General features: G+C 74.1%; 16 protein-coding genes. 7 read left to right on the top strand and 9 right to left on the bottom strand.

The window, feature by feature from the left end:
* Positions 1 to 75: 75 nt before the first annotated feature.
* The 6 genes from ABD976_RS22610 to ABD976_RS22635 form a co-directional block, all read right to left on the bottom strand.
* Entirely contained in the window at positions 76 to 1,425 is a 1,350-nt protein-coding gene (locus tag ABD976_RS22610; protein WP_345366422.1) for a uracil-xanthine permease family protein, read from the bottom strand.
* Between the two features lie 147 nt (positions 1,426 to 1,572).
* Entirely contained in the window at positions 1,573 to 2,571 is a 999-nt protein-coding gene (locus ABD976_RS22615; RefSeq protein ID WP_345366424.1) for a TIGR03842 family LLM class F420-dependent oxidoreductase, read from the bottom strand.
* 14 nt (positions 2,572 to 2,585) lie between these two features.
* A complete protein-coding gene (gene hydA, locus ABD976_RS22620) occupies positions 2,586 to 3,983 on the bottom strand; it encodes a dihydropyrimidinase (RefSeq protein WP_345366426.1) in 1,398 nt (465 codons plus the stop codon).
* Positions 3,984 to 4,062: 79 nt separating this feature from the next.
* Complete coding sequence (locus ABD976_RS22625; RefSeq protein WP_345366428.1) at positions 4,063 to 4,905, bottom strand: nitrilase-related carbon-nitrogen hydrolase; 843 nt, start codon at positions 4,903 to 4,905, stop codon at positions 4,063 to 4,065.
* A gap of 154 nt (positions 4,906 to 5,059) precedes the next feature.
* Positions 5,060 to 6,460, bottom strand: a complete 1,401-nt coding sequence (locus ABD976_RS22630) for an NAD(P)/FAD-dependent oxidoreductase (RefSeq protein ID WP_345366430.1) — start codon at positions 6,458 to 6,460, stop codon at positions 5,060 to 5,062.
* On the bottom strand, positions 6,457 to 6,840 hold the full coding sequence (locus ABD976_RS22635; RefSeq protein ID WP_345366432.1) for a DUF5313 family protein: 384 nt from the start codon (positions 6,838 to 6,840) through the stop codon (positions 6,457 to 6,459). Before ABD976_RS22635 ends, ABD976_RS22630 begins: the two co-directional genes overlap by 4 nt.
* 152 nt (positions 6,841 to 6,992) lie before the next feature.
* Between ABD976_RS22635 and ABD976_RS22640 the strand changes: the two genes are divergently transcribed.
* Positions 6,993 to 7,133, top strand: coding sequence for a hypothetical protein (locus ABD976_RS22640; protein ID WP_345366434.1), 141 nt, complete (start codon positions 6,993 to 6,995; stop codon positions 7,131 to 7,133).
* A 101-nt stretch (positions 7,134 to 7,234) separates the two neighbouring features.
* On the opposite strand, the gene ABD976_RS22645 is transcribed toward ABD976_RS22640, so the two are convergent.
* Positions 7,235 to 8,407 (bottom strand): fumarylacetoacetate hydrolase family protein, encoded by a 1,173-nt coding sequence (locus ABD976_RS22645; RefSeq protein ID WP_345366436.1) that lies wholly within the window; start codon positions 8,405 to 8,407, stop codon positions 7,235 to 7,237.
* Positions 8,408 to 8,516: 109 nt separating this feature from the next.
* Between ABD976_RS22645 and ABD976_RS22650 the strand changes: the two genes are divergently transcribed.
* Complete coding sequence (locus ABD976_RS22650) at positions 8,517 to 9,431, top strand: formylglycine-generating enzyme family protein (RefSeq protein ID WP_369774615.1); 915 nt, start codon at positions 8,517 to 8,519, stop codon at positions 9,429 to 9,431.
* Here the strand turns inward: ABD976_RS22650 and ABD976_RS22655 are convergent, their stop codons facing one another.
* Complete coding sequence (locus tag ABD976_RS22655; RefSeq protein WP_345366438.1) at positions 9,432 to 11,078, bottom strand: class I adenylate-forming enzyme family protein; 1,647 nt, start codon at positions 11,076 to 11,078, stop codon at positions 9,432 to 9,434.
* Between the two features lie 242 nt (positions 11,079 to 11,320).
* Here ABD976_RS22655 and ABD976_RS22660 point away from each other — a divergent pair, with 242 nt between their 5' ends.
* The 3 genes from ABD976_RS22660 (at position 11,321) to ABD976_RS22670 (ending at position 13,561) form a co-directional block, all read left to right on the top strand.
* Positions 11,321 to 11,848 carry a hypothetical protein gene (locus tag ABD976_RS22660; protein ID WP_345366440.1) on the top strand — a complete coding sequence of 176 codons (528 nt, stop codon included), beginning with the start codon at positions 11,321 to 11,323 and terminating at the stop codon, positions 11,846 to 11,848.
* A 67-nt stretch (positions 11,849 to 11,915) separates the two neighbouring features.
* Positions 11,916 to 12,710, top strand: coding sequence for an SDR family oxidoreductase (locus ABD976_RS22665; RefSeq protein WP_345366442.1), 795 nt, complete (start codon positions 11,916 to 11,918; stop codon positions 12,708 to 12,710).
* Positions 12,711 to 12,799: 89 nt separating this feature from the next.
* Positions 12,800 to 13,561 carry a TetR/AcrR family transcriptional regulator gene (locus ABD976_RS22670; protein WP_345366870.1) on the top strand — a complete coding sequence of 254 codons (762 nt, stop codon included), beginning with the start codon at positions 12,800 to 12,802 and terminating at the stop codon, positions 13,559 to 13,561.
* On the opposite strand, the gene ABD976_RS22675 is transcribed toward ABD976_RS22670, so the two are convergent.
* On the bottom strand, positions 13,539 to 14,549 hold the full coding sequence (locus tag ABD976_RS22675; RefSeq protein WP_345366444.1) for an NADP-dependent oxidoreductase: 1,011 nt from the start codon (positions 14,547 to 14,549) through the stop codon (positions 13,539 to 13,541). The two genes, ABD976_RS22670 and ABD976_RS22675, sit on opposite strands and share 23 nt — an antisense overlap.
* Before the next feature lie 119 nt (positions 14,550 to 14,668).
* Between ABD976_RS22675 and ABD976_RS22680 the strand changes: the two genes are divergently transcribed.
* Together ABD976_RS22680 and ABD976_RS22685 are read left to right on the top strand one after the other, a co-directional pair.
* The gene (locus ABD976_RS22680) at positions 14,669 to 15,313 is read left to right on the top strand and encodes a TetR family transcriptional regulator (RefSeq protein WP_345366446.1); all 645 of its coding nucleotides are present in this window, start codon (positions 14,669 to 14,671) and stop codon (positions 15,311 to 15,313) included.
* Positions 15,314 to 15,402: 89 nt separating this feature from the next.
* Positions 15,403 to 16,362, top strand: coding sequence for a pyridoxal-phosphate dependent enzyme (locus ABD976_RS22685; RefSeq protein WP_345366448.1), 960 nt, complete (start codon positions 15,403 to 15,405; stop codon positions 16,360 to 16,362).
* Position 16,363: the final 1 nt, after the last annotated feature.

Genomic DNA, 16,363 nt, shown 5'->3' on the forward strand with positions numbered 1-16,363 from the left:
TGATCACCACCTCAGCGGATCGGGCGTCGCGGCGCAACCGCCCATCCGCGTGTCGGCGCGGCCGGGCGGTCCCCGCTATTCCCGCCGCGGGCTCCGCTGCGCCGCGAACCGCAGCAGGTGGTACCCGGCCACCACCACGATCGTGCCCAGCGCGATGCCGCCGATGCTGAACCGCGGTGCGATGTCCAGCGACACCCCACCGATGCCGATGACGATCCCGGCGGCCAGCGGCAGCAGGTTGACCGGGTCGCCGAACTCGACCCGGTTCTCCACCCAGATCCGGGCGCCGAGCAGGCCGATCATGCCGTAGAGGACCACGGTGATGCCGCCGAGCACCCCGCCGGGGGTCGCGGCGATGACGGCGCCGAACTTCGGGCACAGCCCGAAGACGATCGCCACGACCGCCGCCACCCAGTACGCGGCGGTGGAGTACACCCGGGTCGCCGCCATGACGCCGATGTTCTCGGCGTAGGTGGTGGTGGGCGGACCACCGATCGAGCTGGACAGCGCGCTGGCGAAGCCGTCGGCGAAGATCGCCCGGCCGAGGCTGCCGTCCAGGCGGGTGCCGGTCATCTCCTCCACGGCCTTCACGTGGCCGGTGTTCTCCGCGATGAGCGCGATCACCGCGGGCAGCACCACCAGGATCGCGGCGGCGTCGAAGGTGGGGCCGTGCAGTTCCGGCAGCCCGAACCAGGCGGCCTCGCCCACGCCGCTGAGGTCCACCCGCAGCCGGGTGCCGACCTCGCCGTTGGCGTCGGGCGCGGTGATCGGGCCGAACGCCAAGTCGAACGACCAGGACAGCAGGTAGCCGGAGACCAGCCCGAGGAACACCGCGATCCGCGACCAGAACCCGCGCAGCAGCACGGTGCAGGCCAGCACGACCAGCATGGTGATCAGCGCGATCCACTGGTCCTGCGGCCAGTACGTCTCGGCGACCACGGGGGCCAGGTTGAAGCCGATCAGCATCACCACCGCGCCGGACACCGCGGGCGGCAGCGCGCGGTGCACCACGTGGCCGCCGACGAAGTGCACGACCAGCCCGACCGCGGCGAGCACCACCGCGCACACCAGGATGGCGCCGGTCACCGCCGAGCTGTCCCCGCCCCCGGCCCGGATCAGCGACACCGCTCCGACGAAGGACGCGCTGCTGCCCAGGTAGCTGGGGATCTTGCCCCGCACGATCAGCAGGAACAGGATGGTCGCGACCCCGGAGACCATGATCGCCAGGTTCGGGTCGAGGCCCATGAGCACCGGGAACACGAACGTCGCCCCGAACATGGCGACCACGTGCTGCGCGCCGAGCCCGGCGGTGCGGCCCCAGGACAGCCGTTCACCCGGTCCCACCGCCGTGCCGGGACGCGGGGCCCGGCCGTCGCCGTGCACCGTCCAGCCGATGCCGAGCCGCTCGCGAAGACCACCGCGCATGGCATTCCCTCCTCGCCGTGCCCCGTCGAGCGGGACTGCCACGTTCGCGCGGGACTCTACAAAGCGCAGCGCGTGTGATCGCCCTCGCGGTCGGCCGGGCACCGGTGGGTGACGCGGTGCGCACCGACCGCCACGGGCCGTCCCGGCTCAGCCGGCGAGCGCGGGCACGACGTGGGCGCCGTAGGCCTCCAGGGTGTCGTCGACCGCGTCGTGCATGGCGTAGAGCGCGAACTGGTCCACCCCGGCCTCGCGCAGCTCGTGCAGCCGGGCGAGGTGGTCGGCCACCGGCCCGAGCAGGCAGAACCGGTCGACGATCTCGTCCGGGACGAAGTCGGTGCTGCTGTTGCCCGCGCGGCCGTGGTGGGCGTAGTCGTAGTCCTGCCTGCCCCGGATGTAGTCGGTGAGCGCGGTCGGCACGGCACCGGAGGTGCCGTAGCGGGTGACCAGGTCGGCGACGTGGTTGCCGACCATGCCGCCGAACCACCGGCACTGCTCCCGCGCGTGGGCGCGGTCCTCGCCGACGTAGGCGGGGGCGGCCACGCAGATCGTGATGGAGTCCGGGTCGCGGCCGGCCTCCCGGGCGGCCTGCCGGACGTGCTCCACCATCCACCGCGTCAGGTAGGGGTCGGCGAGCTGCAGGATGAACCCGTCGGCCTGCCTGCCGACCAGTTCCAGCGCCTTGGGCCCGTAGGCGCCCATCCACACCGGCAGGTCGCCGCCGCGCACCCACGGCAGCCGCACCGCGGTGCCGCCGACCAGCACCTCCCGCCCCTCGGCCAGTTCCTTGATCACCCGCATCGCCTGCTCCAGCGCGCCGAGGGTGGTCGGCTTGCCGCCGGTGACCCGCAGCGCCGAGTCACCGCGCCCGATCCCGCACACCGTCCGCGGCCCGAACATGTCGTTGAGCGTGGCGAACAGCGACGCGGTCACCGTCCAGTCGCGGGTGCGCGGGTTGGTCACCATCGGGCCGACGACCAGCCGCTCGGTGGCCCCGAGGATCTGGCTGTGGATGACGAACGGTTCCTGCCACAGCACGCAGGAGTCGAAGGTCCAGCCGTGGGTGAAGCCCAGGCGCTCGGCGCGGCGCATCCGGTCGACGACCGTCCACGCCGGCGGGTCGGTCTGCAGGACGAGGCCGAAGTCCATCGCACACCTCTCGTTCAGGTCAGGTACTGGCAGGTGTCGCGCGGTAGGAAGCGCCCGTGCCCGGCGCGCCCCAGGTAGCGGCCGTCGTCCACGACGACCTCGCCGCGGGAGAGCACGGTGCGCGCGCGGCCGGTGATCCGCTTGCCCTCGTAGGCGCTGTAGTCGACGTTCATGTGGTGGGTCTCGGCGGAGAGCACCTGCTCGGCCGCCGGGTCGTAGATCACGACGTCGGCGTCGGCGCCCGGCGCGAGCGAGCCCTTGCGCGGGTGCAGCCCGAACATCCGGGCCGGGGTCGTGCTGGCCAGCTCCACCCAGCGCCGCCTGCTGATCCGGCCCTCCACGACGGCGTGGTGCAACAGGTCCAGCCGGTGCTCCACGCCCGGCATCCCGTTGGGGATCTTCGAGAAGTCGCCGAGCCCGAGCTCCTTCTGCGAGGTGAAGCAGAACGGGCAGTGGTCGGTCGAGACCACCGACAGGTCGTTGGTGCGCAACGCCTGCCACAGCGACGCCTGGTGCTCGGCGGGGCGCAGCGGCGTCGAGCAGACGTACTTCGCCCCCTCGAAACCGGGCCGGGCCAGCTCGTCGACGGTGAGGAACAGGTACTGCGGGCAGGTCTCGCCGAAGACGTCGAGCCCGGCGTCGCGGGCCCGGGTGATCTCGGCGATCGCCTCGGCCGCCGAGACGTGCACGACGTAGAGCGGCGCCCCCGCCACCCGGGAGAGCTGGATCGCCCGGTGGGTCGCCTCGGCCTCCAGCAGCGGGTGCCGCACCTGGCCGTGGACGCGCGGATCGGTGCGCCCCTCGGCCAGCGCCTGCTCGACGAGCACGTCGATGGCGATGCCGTTCTCGGCGTGCATCATCACCAGCGCGCCGTTGTCGGCCGCCCGCTGCATGGTGCGCAGGATCCGGCCGTCGTCGCTGTAGAACACCCCGGGGTAGGCCATGAACAGCTTGAAGCTGGTGATGCCCTCCCCGACCAGCCCGTCCATCTCCTTGAGCGCCTGCTCCCCGACGTCGGAGAGGATCAGGTGGAACCCGTAGTCGACGGCGCACCGGCCTTCGGCCTTGGCGTGCCAGGTGTCGAGCCCTTCGCGCGGCGAGCCGCCGGGCGGCTGGATGGCGAAGTCGACGATCGTGGTGGTGCCGCCCCAGGCGGCGGCGCGGGTGCCGGTCTCGAAGGTGTCGGAGGCGAAGGTGCCGCCGAAGGGCATCTCCATGTGGGTGTGGGCGTCGACCCCGCCGGGGATCACGTAGTGCCCGGTGGCGTCGAGCACCCGCGCGGTGGCGTCCCAGTGCTCGGCCGCTCCGGGCGCGAGGAGTCCGGCGATCCGCTCGCCGTCGACGAGCACGTCGGCGCGGATCTCCTCGGTGGCGGTGATCACCAGGCCGCCCCGGATGATGGTGCGGCTCATCGGGCCACCCCCGTCGGCGCGGCCGGCCCGCGGTGGCGCGCCCTCGTCGCGGTGGTCGTCATCGCGCGTCCCTCCGGGGTCACGGGGCGGTGAGCGGGCCGTAGGCGTCCGGGCGGCGGTCGCGGTAGAACGCCCACTTCTGCCGCACCTCGTCGATCAGCCCGAAGTCGAGGTCCCGCACCACCAGCTCCTCCTCGGTGTCGCTGGCGACGTCGCCGACGAACCGGCCGTAGGGGTCGACGAAGTAGCTGCTGCCGTAGAAGTCGTTGTCGCCGTACTCCTCGACGCCGACCCGGTTGATCGCGGCGACGAAGTACTCGTTGGCCACCGCGGCGGCGGGCTGTTCGAGCTGCCACAGGTACGAGGAGAGCCCGCGGCTGGTCGCCGACGGGTTGTAGACCAGTTGCGCCCCGGCCAGCCCCAGGGCCCGCCAGCCCTCCGGGAAGTGCCGGTCGTAGCAGATGTAGACGCCGATGCGGCCGACCGAGGTGTCGAACACCGGCCAGCCGAGGTTGCCGGGCCGGAAGTAGTACTTCTCCCAGAACCCCGGCAGGTTCGGCAGGTGGTGCTTGCGGTACTTGCCGAGGTAGCTGCCGTCGCTGTCGATCACCGCGGCGGTGTTGTAGTAGAAGCCCGGGCCGTCCACCTCGTACACCGGCACGACCAGCACCATCCGGAGTTCGGCGGCCAGCGCGCACATCCGCCGGACCGTCGGTCCGTCCGGGACCGGTTCGGCCCACCGGTGGTGCTCGGCCTCCTGCACCTGGCAGAAGTACGGCGCGTTGAACACCTCCTGGAACCCGGCGATCCGCGCGCCCCGGGCGGCGGCTTCCCGCGCGTGCGCTTCGTGCTGGTCGACCATGGAACCGGGATCACCGGTCCACTTCGCCTGGACCAGCGCGGCTCGGACGAGGTCGGGCATGGATTCCACCTCCGGTCGGCGCCTGCCGCGACCGGGACGGCCGCGGGCGGTGGGGCCGGTGATCAGCTCCCGGCCAACCGAACATAGGACGCCGCCCGGACACGCGCAATGATCACCCGGTCACGGACCGTTTCGGAGCAGCCGAGCGGTCGGGCTAGGAACCGAGGGTGATCCCGTGCCGGTCGAGCAGCCGCAGCCACCGGCCGCGCCGCCCGCCCGAGGCGTCGGCGGTGGCCAGCGCCCGCAGCGTGGCGCGGACCAGGGGCCAGCGCAGCGGCTCCGGCGGGAAGGGGCGGGGCCGGTCGGCGACCATGCGCAGCGCGGTCCGCTCGGTCGGCACGTCCCACAGCAGGTCGAGCGCGACGAGGGCGCCGAACCGGGACGCGGCCACCCCGAGCCCGGTGTAGCCCAGGGCGTAGGCGACCCGGCCGCCCAGCGCGGTGCCGAACACCGGGGTCATCCGGGAGGTCGAGTCGATCGCCCCGCCCCAGCGGTGGCTGAACCGCAGCCCTTCGAGCTGCGGGAAGGTGGTGAAGAAGTTGCGGGCCAGCGCGCGGTGCGGCTCGATCCGGGCGGACAGCGCGGGATCGGTGCGCCCGCCGAAGTAGTACACGGCGTCGTAGCCGCCCCACAGGATCCGCCCGTCGTCGGTCGGCCGGTAGTAGTGGAAGCGGTGGGCGCTGTCGGTCACGCCCTGCCGCTCGCGCCAGCCCAGCGACTCCCACTGCCGCGCCGACAGCGGCTCGGTGACCAGCACGTAGTCCCACAGCGGCAGCACCCGCCGGCGCAGCGCCCGCAGCGGCGCGGGGAAGGCGTTGGTGCCCAGCACCGCGCTGCCCGCCCGGACCGGACCCCGCGCGGTGCGCACCACGAGCCCCGCGCCCGCCGGCCGCAGCGACCGCACCGGGCTGCGCTCCCGCAGCCGCACGCCGAGCCGGTCGGCCACCGCGGCCAGGCCCCGGCTCAGCCGAGCCGGGTCGACCAGGCCACCGGAGTCGGGCAGCCGGACCCCGGCGCGGTAGGTCGGCGAGTCGAGGTCGGCGCGCACCCCGCCCGCGCCGAGGAACCGCGCGGTCATCCCGTGCGCGGCGTGCAGGTCCGCCTCGTCGCGGACCTCGCCGACCTGGTGCGGTTCCGTGGCCACGCTGGTCTTGCCGCACATCCGCAGGTCGGCGTCGATGCCGTGCTCGGCGGCGAACGCCTCGATGGCCACCAGGTTCTCCCGGCCGAGCCGGACCAGCCGCCGGTTCTGGTCCGGCCACAGCGCCGCGCCGTGCGCCAGCCCGTGCGTCAGCGACTCGGACAGGAAGCCGCCGCTGCGCCCGCTGCCGCCCCCGGCGATGCGGGAGGCCTCCAGCAGCAGCACGTCGAGTTCGGGGCGCCGCTGCTTGGCCAGCACGGCGGTCCACAGGCCGGTGAGCCCGCCGCCGACGACCACCAGGTCGGCGGATTCCCCGGGGCGCACCGGTTCGCGCTCGGGCGCGGCCCCGGCGCGGTCGGTCCAGAACACCGCGGGCTCGGCGTCGCGCAACGCGCGCTCGGCGGCGGCGGTCATCGCCACCACGGGCGGTGGTCGACGCCGTACTTGCCCGCCAGGCGGACGTCGCGGGCGATCTCCCTGGTCTCGCGCGCGGTCCCGGGCGGGTGGCCGTGCTTGATGGCGCGGTGCTCGGCGGTCTCGCCGATGTAGCAGCCGGAGTAGAACAGGCCGACCAGCAGCCCGAGCGCGACGGCGCTGATCCGGATGGACAGCGGGCCGGGCAGCAGGACGAGCAGGCAGAACGGCGCCAACTGCACCAGGGAGCGCGCGAAGTGGCGCAGCGCCCACGTCCGGCAGGTCACGTCGTGCAGCACCCAATCCGCGCAGCGGTCCGGCAGCTTGCCGCCGTAGGCGTACCAGATCCACTGCAGGGGCCCGGGTCGGTTGGTGGCCACGCCCCCCAGGCTAGAGCGCCGGACGGCGGCGGACTCCGGCGGCGGCCCTCCGGCGTGACGCAGCGCTCAGCCCCTCGTCCGGGGGACATCGTCGCAGCTACGTAACGCCCTTGCGGGTTCGGACGATCTCTCCGGCAGAAGGGGTGAGAGACGTGTTCGTCATCGTTGTGGCGTTGCTGATGGTTCTGATCGTGGGTGCCGTGATGTTCACCGACGTGGTCGACGGCGGGGGCCGGACCCTCAAGTCGGCCGTGGCCCAGTTGGTGATCGGCCTCCGGCCGAGCGGCCGGTAACGCCGCCGCGGTCCGCCGGTCCCCTCCGGCGGGGAGACCGGCGGACCGCGGGGCGGCGCCCGGATTCCCGCCACCCGCACGCGAGTTCCGCGGGCAGGCCCTCAGCGCAGCAGGCCCCGGTTCAGCAGGTTGGTCATCAGGTCCCGGATGCCGAAAGTCCACTCCGGACAGTTCTCGGCGTGCGCGACCCGGTTGACCAGGGTGCCGAGCTGGGGCGTGGAGATCCGCACCACGTCGCCGAGGTGGTGGGTGAAACCCGCACCCGGGGCGTCCCGGTCCTCGGTCGGCGCGAACAGCGTCCCGGTGTAGAGGAACAGGCCGTCCGGGTACTGGTGGTGGCGTCCGATGGCGGCCCGGGCCAGGTCCACCGGATCGCGGCTGATCTCGCGCATCGTGCTGTGCCCGTCGAGGACGAAGCCGTCGGTGCCCACGACGTGCAGCCGCACGTCCATCGCGCGCACGTCGTCGAGCCCGAAACCGCCGTCGAACAGCCGCAGGAACGGCCCCAGCGCGGCGGAGGCGTTGTTGTCTTTGGCCTTCGGCAGCAGCAGCGCGCTGCGGCCCTCGACGTCGCGGAGGTTGACGTCGTTGCCCAGGGTGGCCCCGACGATCCGGCCGTCACCGCGGATCGCCAGGACGACCTCGGGTTCCGGGTTGTTCCAGGTCGACATCTCGGCGACGCCCACCTCGGCGCCGGTACCGACCGCCGCGAGCACCGGCGCCTTGGTGAAGATCTCCGGGTCGGGCCCCAGCCCCACCTCCAGGTACTGCGACCACAGGCCGTCGCGCAGCAGCACCTGCTTGACCTTCTCCGCCTCGGCCGAGCCGGGCACCACGCTGGCCAGGGCACCGCCGATGGCCTGTTCCACCACCGCGCGGACGGTCTCCGCCCGCGCCGCGTCGCCACCGGCGCGCTCCTCGATGACCCGCTCCACCATGCTCGTCACGAAGGTGACGCCCGCCGCCTTGAGCACCTGCAGGTCGGCGGGTGCCAGCAGGTGCGGTCCCGGCCCGCCGCCCAGGCTCGCCGCGAGCACGTCGGCCAGCGGCCAGCGCGCCCGTCCCGGAGCGCTGCGGGCGGCCTCGGCCGGGTCGTCGTGGGCCAGCAGGTCGGTCAGCGTCGGCGCGGAATCGGTGATGTCGACCACCTCACCGCCGCGGACCACCACGGTGCTCGGCCCGCCCTCGTCGGGCCGGTGCACCCGGCCGACCAGCGTGGCGGCGGACCAGTCGGCGGGCAGGACGGCGGAAGGATCGTCGAGCAGCGTCGTCACCAGGCACCTCGCGAGTTCTCGGTCCGGGACAACGTACCCGCCACCGGGGACGCCGCGGTTCGGCCGAGCGGCCGAATCCGCGTTGCGCCGCGCGGTTTACCGTGGCGGGGTGAGCGAACAGCAGGAAGCGGGGTGCTGCGGCGCGGCGCGGGACGCGCTGGGCCCGCAGGCTCCCCCGGCGGCACCCGCGTCGACCCCGGTCCGCGGCGGGCGGACCGGCACCGCACCGCGGCTGGTGGACCTGCCCGGCGGCACCTTCGAGATGGGGTCCGAGGACGCCGACGCGGTGCCCGAGGACGGGGAGGGACCGGTCCGCCCGGTGGCGGTCGCGGCGCTGCGGATCGCGCCGCACGCGGTCACCAACGCGGAGTTCGCGGCCTTCGTCGCCGACACCGGCCACACCACCGAAGCCGAGCGGTTCGGCTGGTCCTACGTGTTCGCCGGTTTCCTGCCCGGCCGGTTGCGGGCGATCTCGCCCCGGCCCGAGCAGACACCGTGGTGGTGCGGGGTGGAGGGCGCCAGCTGGTACGCCCCGGAAGGACCGGGCTCGGACCTCGCGCAGCGCGCCGACCACCCCGTCGTGCACGTGTCGTGGAACGACGCGGTCGCGTTCTGCCGGTGGTCGGGCACCCGGCTGCCCGCCGAGGCCGAGTGGGAGTACGCCGCGCGCGGCGGGCTCGCCCGGGCCCGCTTCCCGTGGGGGGACGAGCTCACCCCCGGCGGGGAGCACCGGTGCAACATCTGGCAGGGCCGGTTCCCGGTGAAGAACACCGCCGAGGACGGGTTCCGCGGCACCGCGCCGGTCGACGCCTTCCCGCCCAACGGTTTCGGGCTGCACAACGTCGCGGGCAACGTGTGGGAGTGGTGCGCCGACGACCGGCAGGCCGGGGTCAAGGTGATGCGCGGCGGCTCCTACCTGTGCCACGACTCCTACTGCAACCGGTACCGGGTCAGCGCCCGCACCGGCAACACGCCGGACAGCTCCAGCGGCAACATCGGGTTCCGGGTCGCCGCCGACGGCTGATCAGGCGCCGGGGCGCTCCCGCAGCGCCCGGCGCAGCAGCTTGCCGGTCGTGGTCTTCGGCAGCTCGTCGAGCACCTCCACCTGGCGCGGGTACTTGTAGGCGGCCATCCGCGCGCGGCAGAACGCGATGAGCTCCTCGGGATCGGCGTGGTGGCCGGGGCGCAGGCTGACGAAGGCCTTCACCGTCTCGCCCCGGTAGCCGTCGGCCACCCCGACGACCGCGGCTTCGCGCACCGCGTCGTGCTCGTAGAGCACGTCCTCGACCTCGCGCGGCCACACCTTGAACCCGCCCGCGTTGATCTGGTCCTTCTTGCGGTCGACCAGGTAGAACCAGCCGTCGGCATCCCGCCGCGCGACGTCGCCGGTGCGCAGCGCGCCACCGGGCAGCGCGTGCTCGGTCTCCGCCGGCTTGCCCCAGTAGCCGGGCACCACCTGCGGTCCCGAGACGACCAGCTCCCCGACCTCGCCGGGTGGCGCTTCGGCGCCGTCGTCGTCGACGATGCGGGCGAGCGTGCCGTGGACGGGCACGCCGACCGCCAGCGCCCCGGAACCGGGGTCGACCGGTGCCCGGGCGCGCAGCGGCACGCCGAGCGCGGGCGAGGTGGTCTCGGTGAGCCCGTAGACGTTGTGGACGTAGTGCCCGAACCGCTCCTCGAAGGCCCGCGTGGTGCTCGGCGGGATCGGGGCGCCGCCCGAGTAGACCTTGGTCAGCGTGGCCGGGTCCGCCGGGTCCACGCCCGGTGCGTTGAGCAGTGCGATGAACGCCGTGATGGCGCCGACGGTGAAGGTCGCGCCGGAGTCGCGGACGGCGTCGGCGACGACCTCGGGGTGGAACCGGTGGACCAGCACCAGCGGCGCGGGCAGCAGCATCGCCAGCGCGACGTGCCCGATCAGACCGGTGATGTGGAACAGCGGGGCCACGCCGAGGACCACGTCGTCGGGCCCGAGCTCGATCCAGTCCCGGTAGGTGCGGGCGTTGAACACGACGTTGCGGTGGGTGTTCATGGCGCCCTTGGGCGGACCGGTGGTGCCGGAGGTGTAGGTCAGCACGGCCACGTCGTCGGGCCCGAGCCGGGCGCGGGGCGGGGCGCTGCCCCGGTACCGGGCCACCAGCTCCGCCATGTCCGGCACCTCACCGCCAGAGCCGCCGGGTCGGCGCCGGGGCTCGGGGAACGCCCGCGGATCGTCCCGGGTCTGGTGCTCCCGCTCGGAGGTCGTGATGGTCAGCACCACGTCGGTGTCCGGCACGACCTCGGCCGCCACCGACTCGTGCAGCCCCTCCAGGCACAGCAGCGCGCGTGCCCCGGAATCGCGCAGCACCAGGTCGAGTTCGCGCTGCCGGTTCATCGGGTTCACCGGGACCGCGATGCACCCGGCCTTCCAGGTGCCGACCAGCCCGATGACGAATTGCGGCACGTTCTGCAGGTACAGCGCGACGCGATCGCCCGCGGTGAGCCCGCCGTCGAGCAGCGCGCAGGCGAAGGCGTCGGCCAGCTCGTCGACGGCGGCGTAGTCGAGCCTGCCGTCGAAGTAGTGCACGGCGGTCCGGTCGGGGGCGGCCGCGACCGCGGCCTCCCACATCTCCAGCGCGCTGCCGAACTCCGGGGTGATGTCGGCCGGCCGGGGCAGGTCGTCGTGGTGGCTCATCTTCTCCCGTCCCGGGTCGGTGGAAGCGGTGAACCGAGGGCCGACGGCAGCGCCGGAACGGCACCGGCGTGCGACAGCGCACCCCACGCTAATCCGGGAGGCGGTGAAGTCAACCACTGATCGTCCGGCGAGAGGTGCGGGGCCGCCCCGGGAACCGCCGTCGACGTGGTATCGCGGGGCCGAGGTGGCGTAAGGTCACGATGGGCTCGAACGAGTGATGTGCGTGGTGCGGGAGGCATCAGGTGGGAGGACGGCACCGGCTGGTCCGGCCCGTGCGGCAGCGCCGCCCCTCGCCGCCCCGGGTGCTCGGCTACGCGGCGGCGGCCTTCATCACCGCGGTGGCGGTGACCAACTCCTACAGCGGGGTCCCGGCGGACTCCGCCGCCCCGCAGCGGTCCGCGCAGCCGCCCACCACCGCACCCGGCACCGGCGAGCCGCCCGCTCCCCCGGCACCACCGCGCCTGATGGCCACCAGCACGGCCGCGCCCGAGCCCACCCCGAGCACCTCCGCCCCGGGCACCACCTCGCGCCCGACGCCGACGACCCGGCCGGAGCCCGCGCGGACGACCCCGCCGACGACCTCCCGGTCCTCGGCGGCCACCGCACCGGAGCCGACCCACCCGCCGACGTCCTCGTCCGCCGAGGAGGAACCGACGAGCCCGACCACCGAGCCGACCCGGCCGGCGGAGACGCCGCCGGTGCTGCCCGAGCTGCCGTCCCGGCTCGGCGATCTGGTCGACCGGCTCACCGATCCGCTGCTGACCCGCTGACCGCTCGCGACCCCACCGCGGCGGTGGGACAGTGGTCGCCACCAGCGCGTGCGAGGGATGGGCCGTGATGGACACCGTGGCGATCACCGGAGGCACCGGGCACCTCGGGCGGGAGCTCGTCCGGTTGCTCAAGGGCACCCACCGGGTCCGGGTGCTGGCGCGCACGCCGGGCGCGGACCCGGAGGTCGAGTGGGTGCGCGGCGACCTGGTCACCGGCGACGGCATCGCCGAACTGATCAGCGGGGCGCACACCGTGGTGCACGCCGCGTCCTGCTCGCCGACCGCCCGGGGCGGGTGGCCGAACCCGTGGCGCCACGTGGCACCGGACGTCGACGTGGACGCCACCCGGTTGCTGCTGGACGCGGCGGCCGCCGCCGAGGTCCGCCACTTCCTCTACCCGTCGGTGGTCGGCGCCGACTCCCCGGCCACGCCCTACCTGCGGCTCAAGCACACCGCCGAGGAGCTGGTCGGGGTCGCCGAGGTGCCGTGGACGGTGCTGCGCGCGACCCCGATGCACTGGCTGGTGGACCGGGTGCTCGCCGGCGCCGCGCGGCTCCCGGTGGCCCCGCTGCCCACCGCCCTGGAACTCCAGCCGTGCGCCGAGGCCGACTTCGCCGAGCACATCGCGGCCGCGGTCCGCGAAGGCGCCCTCGGGCAGGGCGAGGACTTCGCCGGTCCGGAGGTGCTGCCGCTGCGCGAGGTGGTCCGGCAGTGGCAACAGGCCCGGCGGCGGCGCATCCGGGTGGTGGGCGTGCCGGCGTTCGGCCGGCTCGCCGACACCGCCGCCCACCTCACGGCCCCGCGCGGCCACCGGGGCGGCATCGGCTGGGCGGAGTGGCTGGCCCATCACGACGGGACCTGACCGGCACGACGGGACCTGACCGGCACGGCGGGGCCTGACCGGCCGCCGCGTACGATCTGCCGAGCGGACGGGCGAGGCCGGGAGTGCGATTGGCGACGGAGTTCAGCGGCGGCGGTGATCCGGCGCGCAGCCTGGCCCTGCTGTGGCGCACCGGCGACGGCGCGCGGGGCCGCTCCGACCTGAGCGTGGACCGGATCGTGGCGGTGGCCGTCGAGCTGGCCGACAGCGCGGGACTCGCGGCGCTGTCCATGCGCCGGGTCGCCGACCGCCTCGGCGTCGGCACCATGTCGCTCTACACCTACGTCCCGGGCAAGGCCGAGCTGATCGACGTCATGCTCGACACGGTCTACGGCGAAACGGCCCGCCCGGAGGATCCCGCCGAGCACTGGCGCGGCAGGCTGACCGGCATCGCGCGGGAGAACTTCGCGCTCTACCGCAGGCACCCGTGGATGCTGCAGGTCGCCACCGGGCGGGCGGTGCTGGGCCCGGGGGCGATCGCCAAGTACGACTTCGAGCTGCGCGCGTTCGACGGGCTGGGGCTGCCCGACGTCGAGACCGACGCGCTGCTGACGCTGGTGCTGGGCCACGCCGAGGCGGCGGCGCGCCGGTCGGTGGAGATGGCCGAGACCGAGCGCCGCTCCGGGATGTCCGACGAGCAGTGGTGGCAGGCCAACGCCGCCCTGCTCGGCGGCTTGCTGGACCCGGACCGCTACCCGGTCGCCGCCCGGGTGGGGTCGGCGGCCGGGCAGCGGCACGGCGCCGCCTACGGCCCGGAGCACCACTTCGAGTTCGGGCTGGCCCGCATCCTCGACGGCATCGAGGCGCTGATCAGCTCCGCTCGCCGATCGTGACCAGCATCTTGCCGGTGTTCTCCCCGCGCAGCAGGCCCAGGAACGCCTCAGGCGCGTTGCGCAGGCCCTCCACCACCGTCTCCCGGTAGCTGATCCGGCCCTCGCGGATCCACTGCCCGACCTCGGCGACGAACCGGTCCCGGCGGTGCGCGTGGTCGATGACGATGAAGCCCTGGAGCTTGAGCCGCTTGGTGACCAGCATGAACATGTTGCGCGGCCCGGGGGTGGGCTCGGTGTTGTTGTACTGGGAGATCATCCCGCACTCGGCGACCCGGCCGAAGTCGTTCATCGCGCCGATGGCCGCTTCCAGGTGCTCGCCGCCGACGTTGTCGAAGTAGACGTCGATGCCCTCGGGCGCGGCGGCGGCGAGCTGCTCGCGGACCGGGCCGTCCTTGTAGTTGAAGGCGGCGTCGAACCCGAGCTCCTCGGTGAGGTGGCGGACCTTCTCCGGCGAACCGGCGCTGCCGATCACCTTGGCCGCACCGCGCAGCTTGGCGAGCTGACCGACCAGCGAGCCGACCGCGCCCGCCGCGCCGGAGACGAACACCACGTCGCCTTCGCGCTGCTCGGCGATGTCGACCAGCCCGACGTAGGCGGTCATGCCCGGCATCCCGAGCACCGACAGGTAGGCGTTGATCGGCGCCACCTCCGGATCCACCCGCAGCGCCTGCGCCGGGTCGACCACCGCGTACTCGCGCCAGCCCAGGTGGTGCACCACCAGGTCGCCGGGCTGGAAATCACCCGCTCCGGTGACGACCTCGCCGACCGCCCCGCCGCTGAGCGGCGCGCCCAGCTCGAACGGCGGCACGTAGGACTTCCCCTCGTTCATCCGCCCGCGCATCGCCGGGTCGACGCTCATCACCAGGTTGCGGACCAGCAGCCGTCCCTCCCCCGGCTCCGGGACCTCGACCTCGGCGATCTCGAAGTTCTCGTGCGTCGGCCAGCCCTCGGGGCGGGAGGCCAGGCGGATCTCCAGTGCGGTGCTCATCGTTGCTCCTCGAAGCCGGTGGTGGATGGCGCCGTCGACCCTACCGAATCGTGTCACCGCCCGACAATTGTCATCAAATGACAGATGACACCCGCCCGCGGTGCGGCACAATGGCGGCCATGAGCGCCCCGACCGGCCATGATGGCTTGCGCGCCCGCAAGAAGCAGCGCACCCGATCCGCCCTGGTGGAGGCCGGGCTGGACCTGTTCCTGCGCCACGGCTACGACGCCACCACCGTGGACGAGATCGCCGCGGCCGTCGAGGTCTCCCCGCGCACCTTCTTCCGCTACTTCGCGGGCAAGGAGGACATCGCGCTGGCCAAGGGCGCCGAGCTCGACGAGCAGATCGTCACCGCCTTCCTGGACGCCCCCGCGGGCGAACCGCCGCTGCCCGCGCTGCGCCGGGCGGTGCTCAGCATGGTCCGCGATTCGGCGAGCACCGAAGGCGTGCCGAACTTCCTGCGCCTGCAGCACCTGATCAACCGGACCCCGTCGCTGCTGGCCGGCAGCCTGCGCCGCTCCTCGGAGACGCAGCACCGCATCGCCGAGGAGATCGGCAGGCGCCACGGCGTCGACGCGGCGCGCGACCTGCGCCCGCACGTGCTGGTCGGCGTGGTGTTCACCGGCCTGCACCTCGGTCTGGAGGCGATGTGCGCCGACCCGCGCCGCGACCTCGACCGGCTGGTCGAACTGGTCGGCCGGGCCGTGGACCTGGCCAGCGCGGGCGTGCCGGACCGCTGGGGCGACGAGCCGGACTCCTGGTGATCCCGGGTCCTGGTGGTCCCGGATCCTGGTGAAGGCGGGCCGCGGCGCACTACCCTGCCGCCGGGGCCGACGAACGCGGGAGGACGACCGTGGCGGTACCGCTGACCTTCGACGACGTGCGGGCCGCGGCGGCCCGGCTGGACGGCGTCGCGCACCGCACCCCGGTGCTCACCTCCCGCAGCCTCGACGAGCGGGCCGGTGCCCGGATCTTCCTCAAGTGCGAGAACCTCCAACGCGTCGGCGCGTTCAAGTTCCGGGGCGCCCACCACGCCCTGTCCCGGCTGGACCCGGACCAGCGGCGGCGCGGCGTGGTCGCCTACTCCTCCGGCAACCACGCCCAGGCCGTCGCGCTCGCCGCCCGCCTGCTGGGCACCGCGGCGGTGATCGTGATGCCCTCGGACGCGCCACCCGCCAAGCGCGCCGCGACCGAGGGCTACGGCGCCGAGGTGATCACCTACGACCGCTACGCCGAGGACCGCACCGCGATCGGGCGGGCGCTGGCCGCCGAACGCGGCCTCGCGCTGATCCCGCCCTACGACCACCCGGACGTGATGGCCGGGCAGGGCACCACCGCGCTGGAACTGCTCGCCGACACCGGACCGCTGGACGCCCTGGTCGTCCCGGTCGGCGGCGGTGGGCTGATGGCCGGGTGCGCGACGGCGGCGCGCGGCCTGCACCCGACGACCCGGGTGATCGGTGCCGAGCCGACCACCGCGGACGACACCGCCCGCTCCCTGGCCGCCGGTCACCGGATCAGCGGACCGGTCCCGCGCACCCTCGCCGACGGCCTGGCCGCCGACGCTCCCGGGGAGCTGACCTTCGCGGTGAACCGCGCGCTGGTCGACCGGGTCGTGCTGGTCGACGACGAGCGGATCACCGCGGCGATGCGGTTCGCCTTCGAACGGCTCAAGCTCGTCGTGGAACCCAGCGGGGCCATCGGGCTGGCGGCGGTGCTGGACGGCCAGGTGGGCGGTGCCGCGCGGATCGGCGTGGTGCTCTCCGGCGGCAACGTCGACCCCGAGCGCTTCGCCGGTCTGCTGGCGGGCTGAC

The organism is Saccharopolyspora cebuensis (assembly GCF_039542665.1).
Lineage (GTDB): Bacteria > Actinomycetota > Actinomycetes > Mycobacteriales > Pseudonocardiaceae > Saccharopolyspora > Saccharopolyspora cebuensis.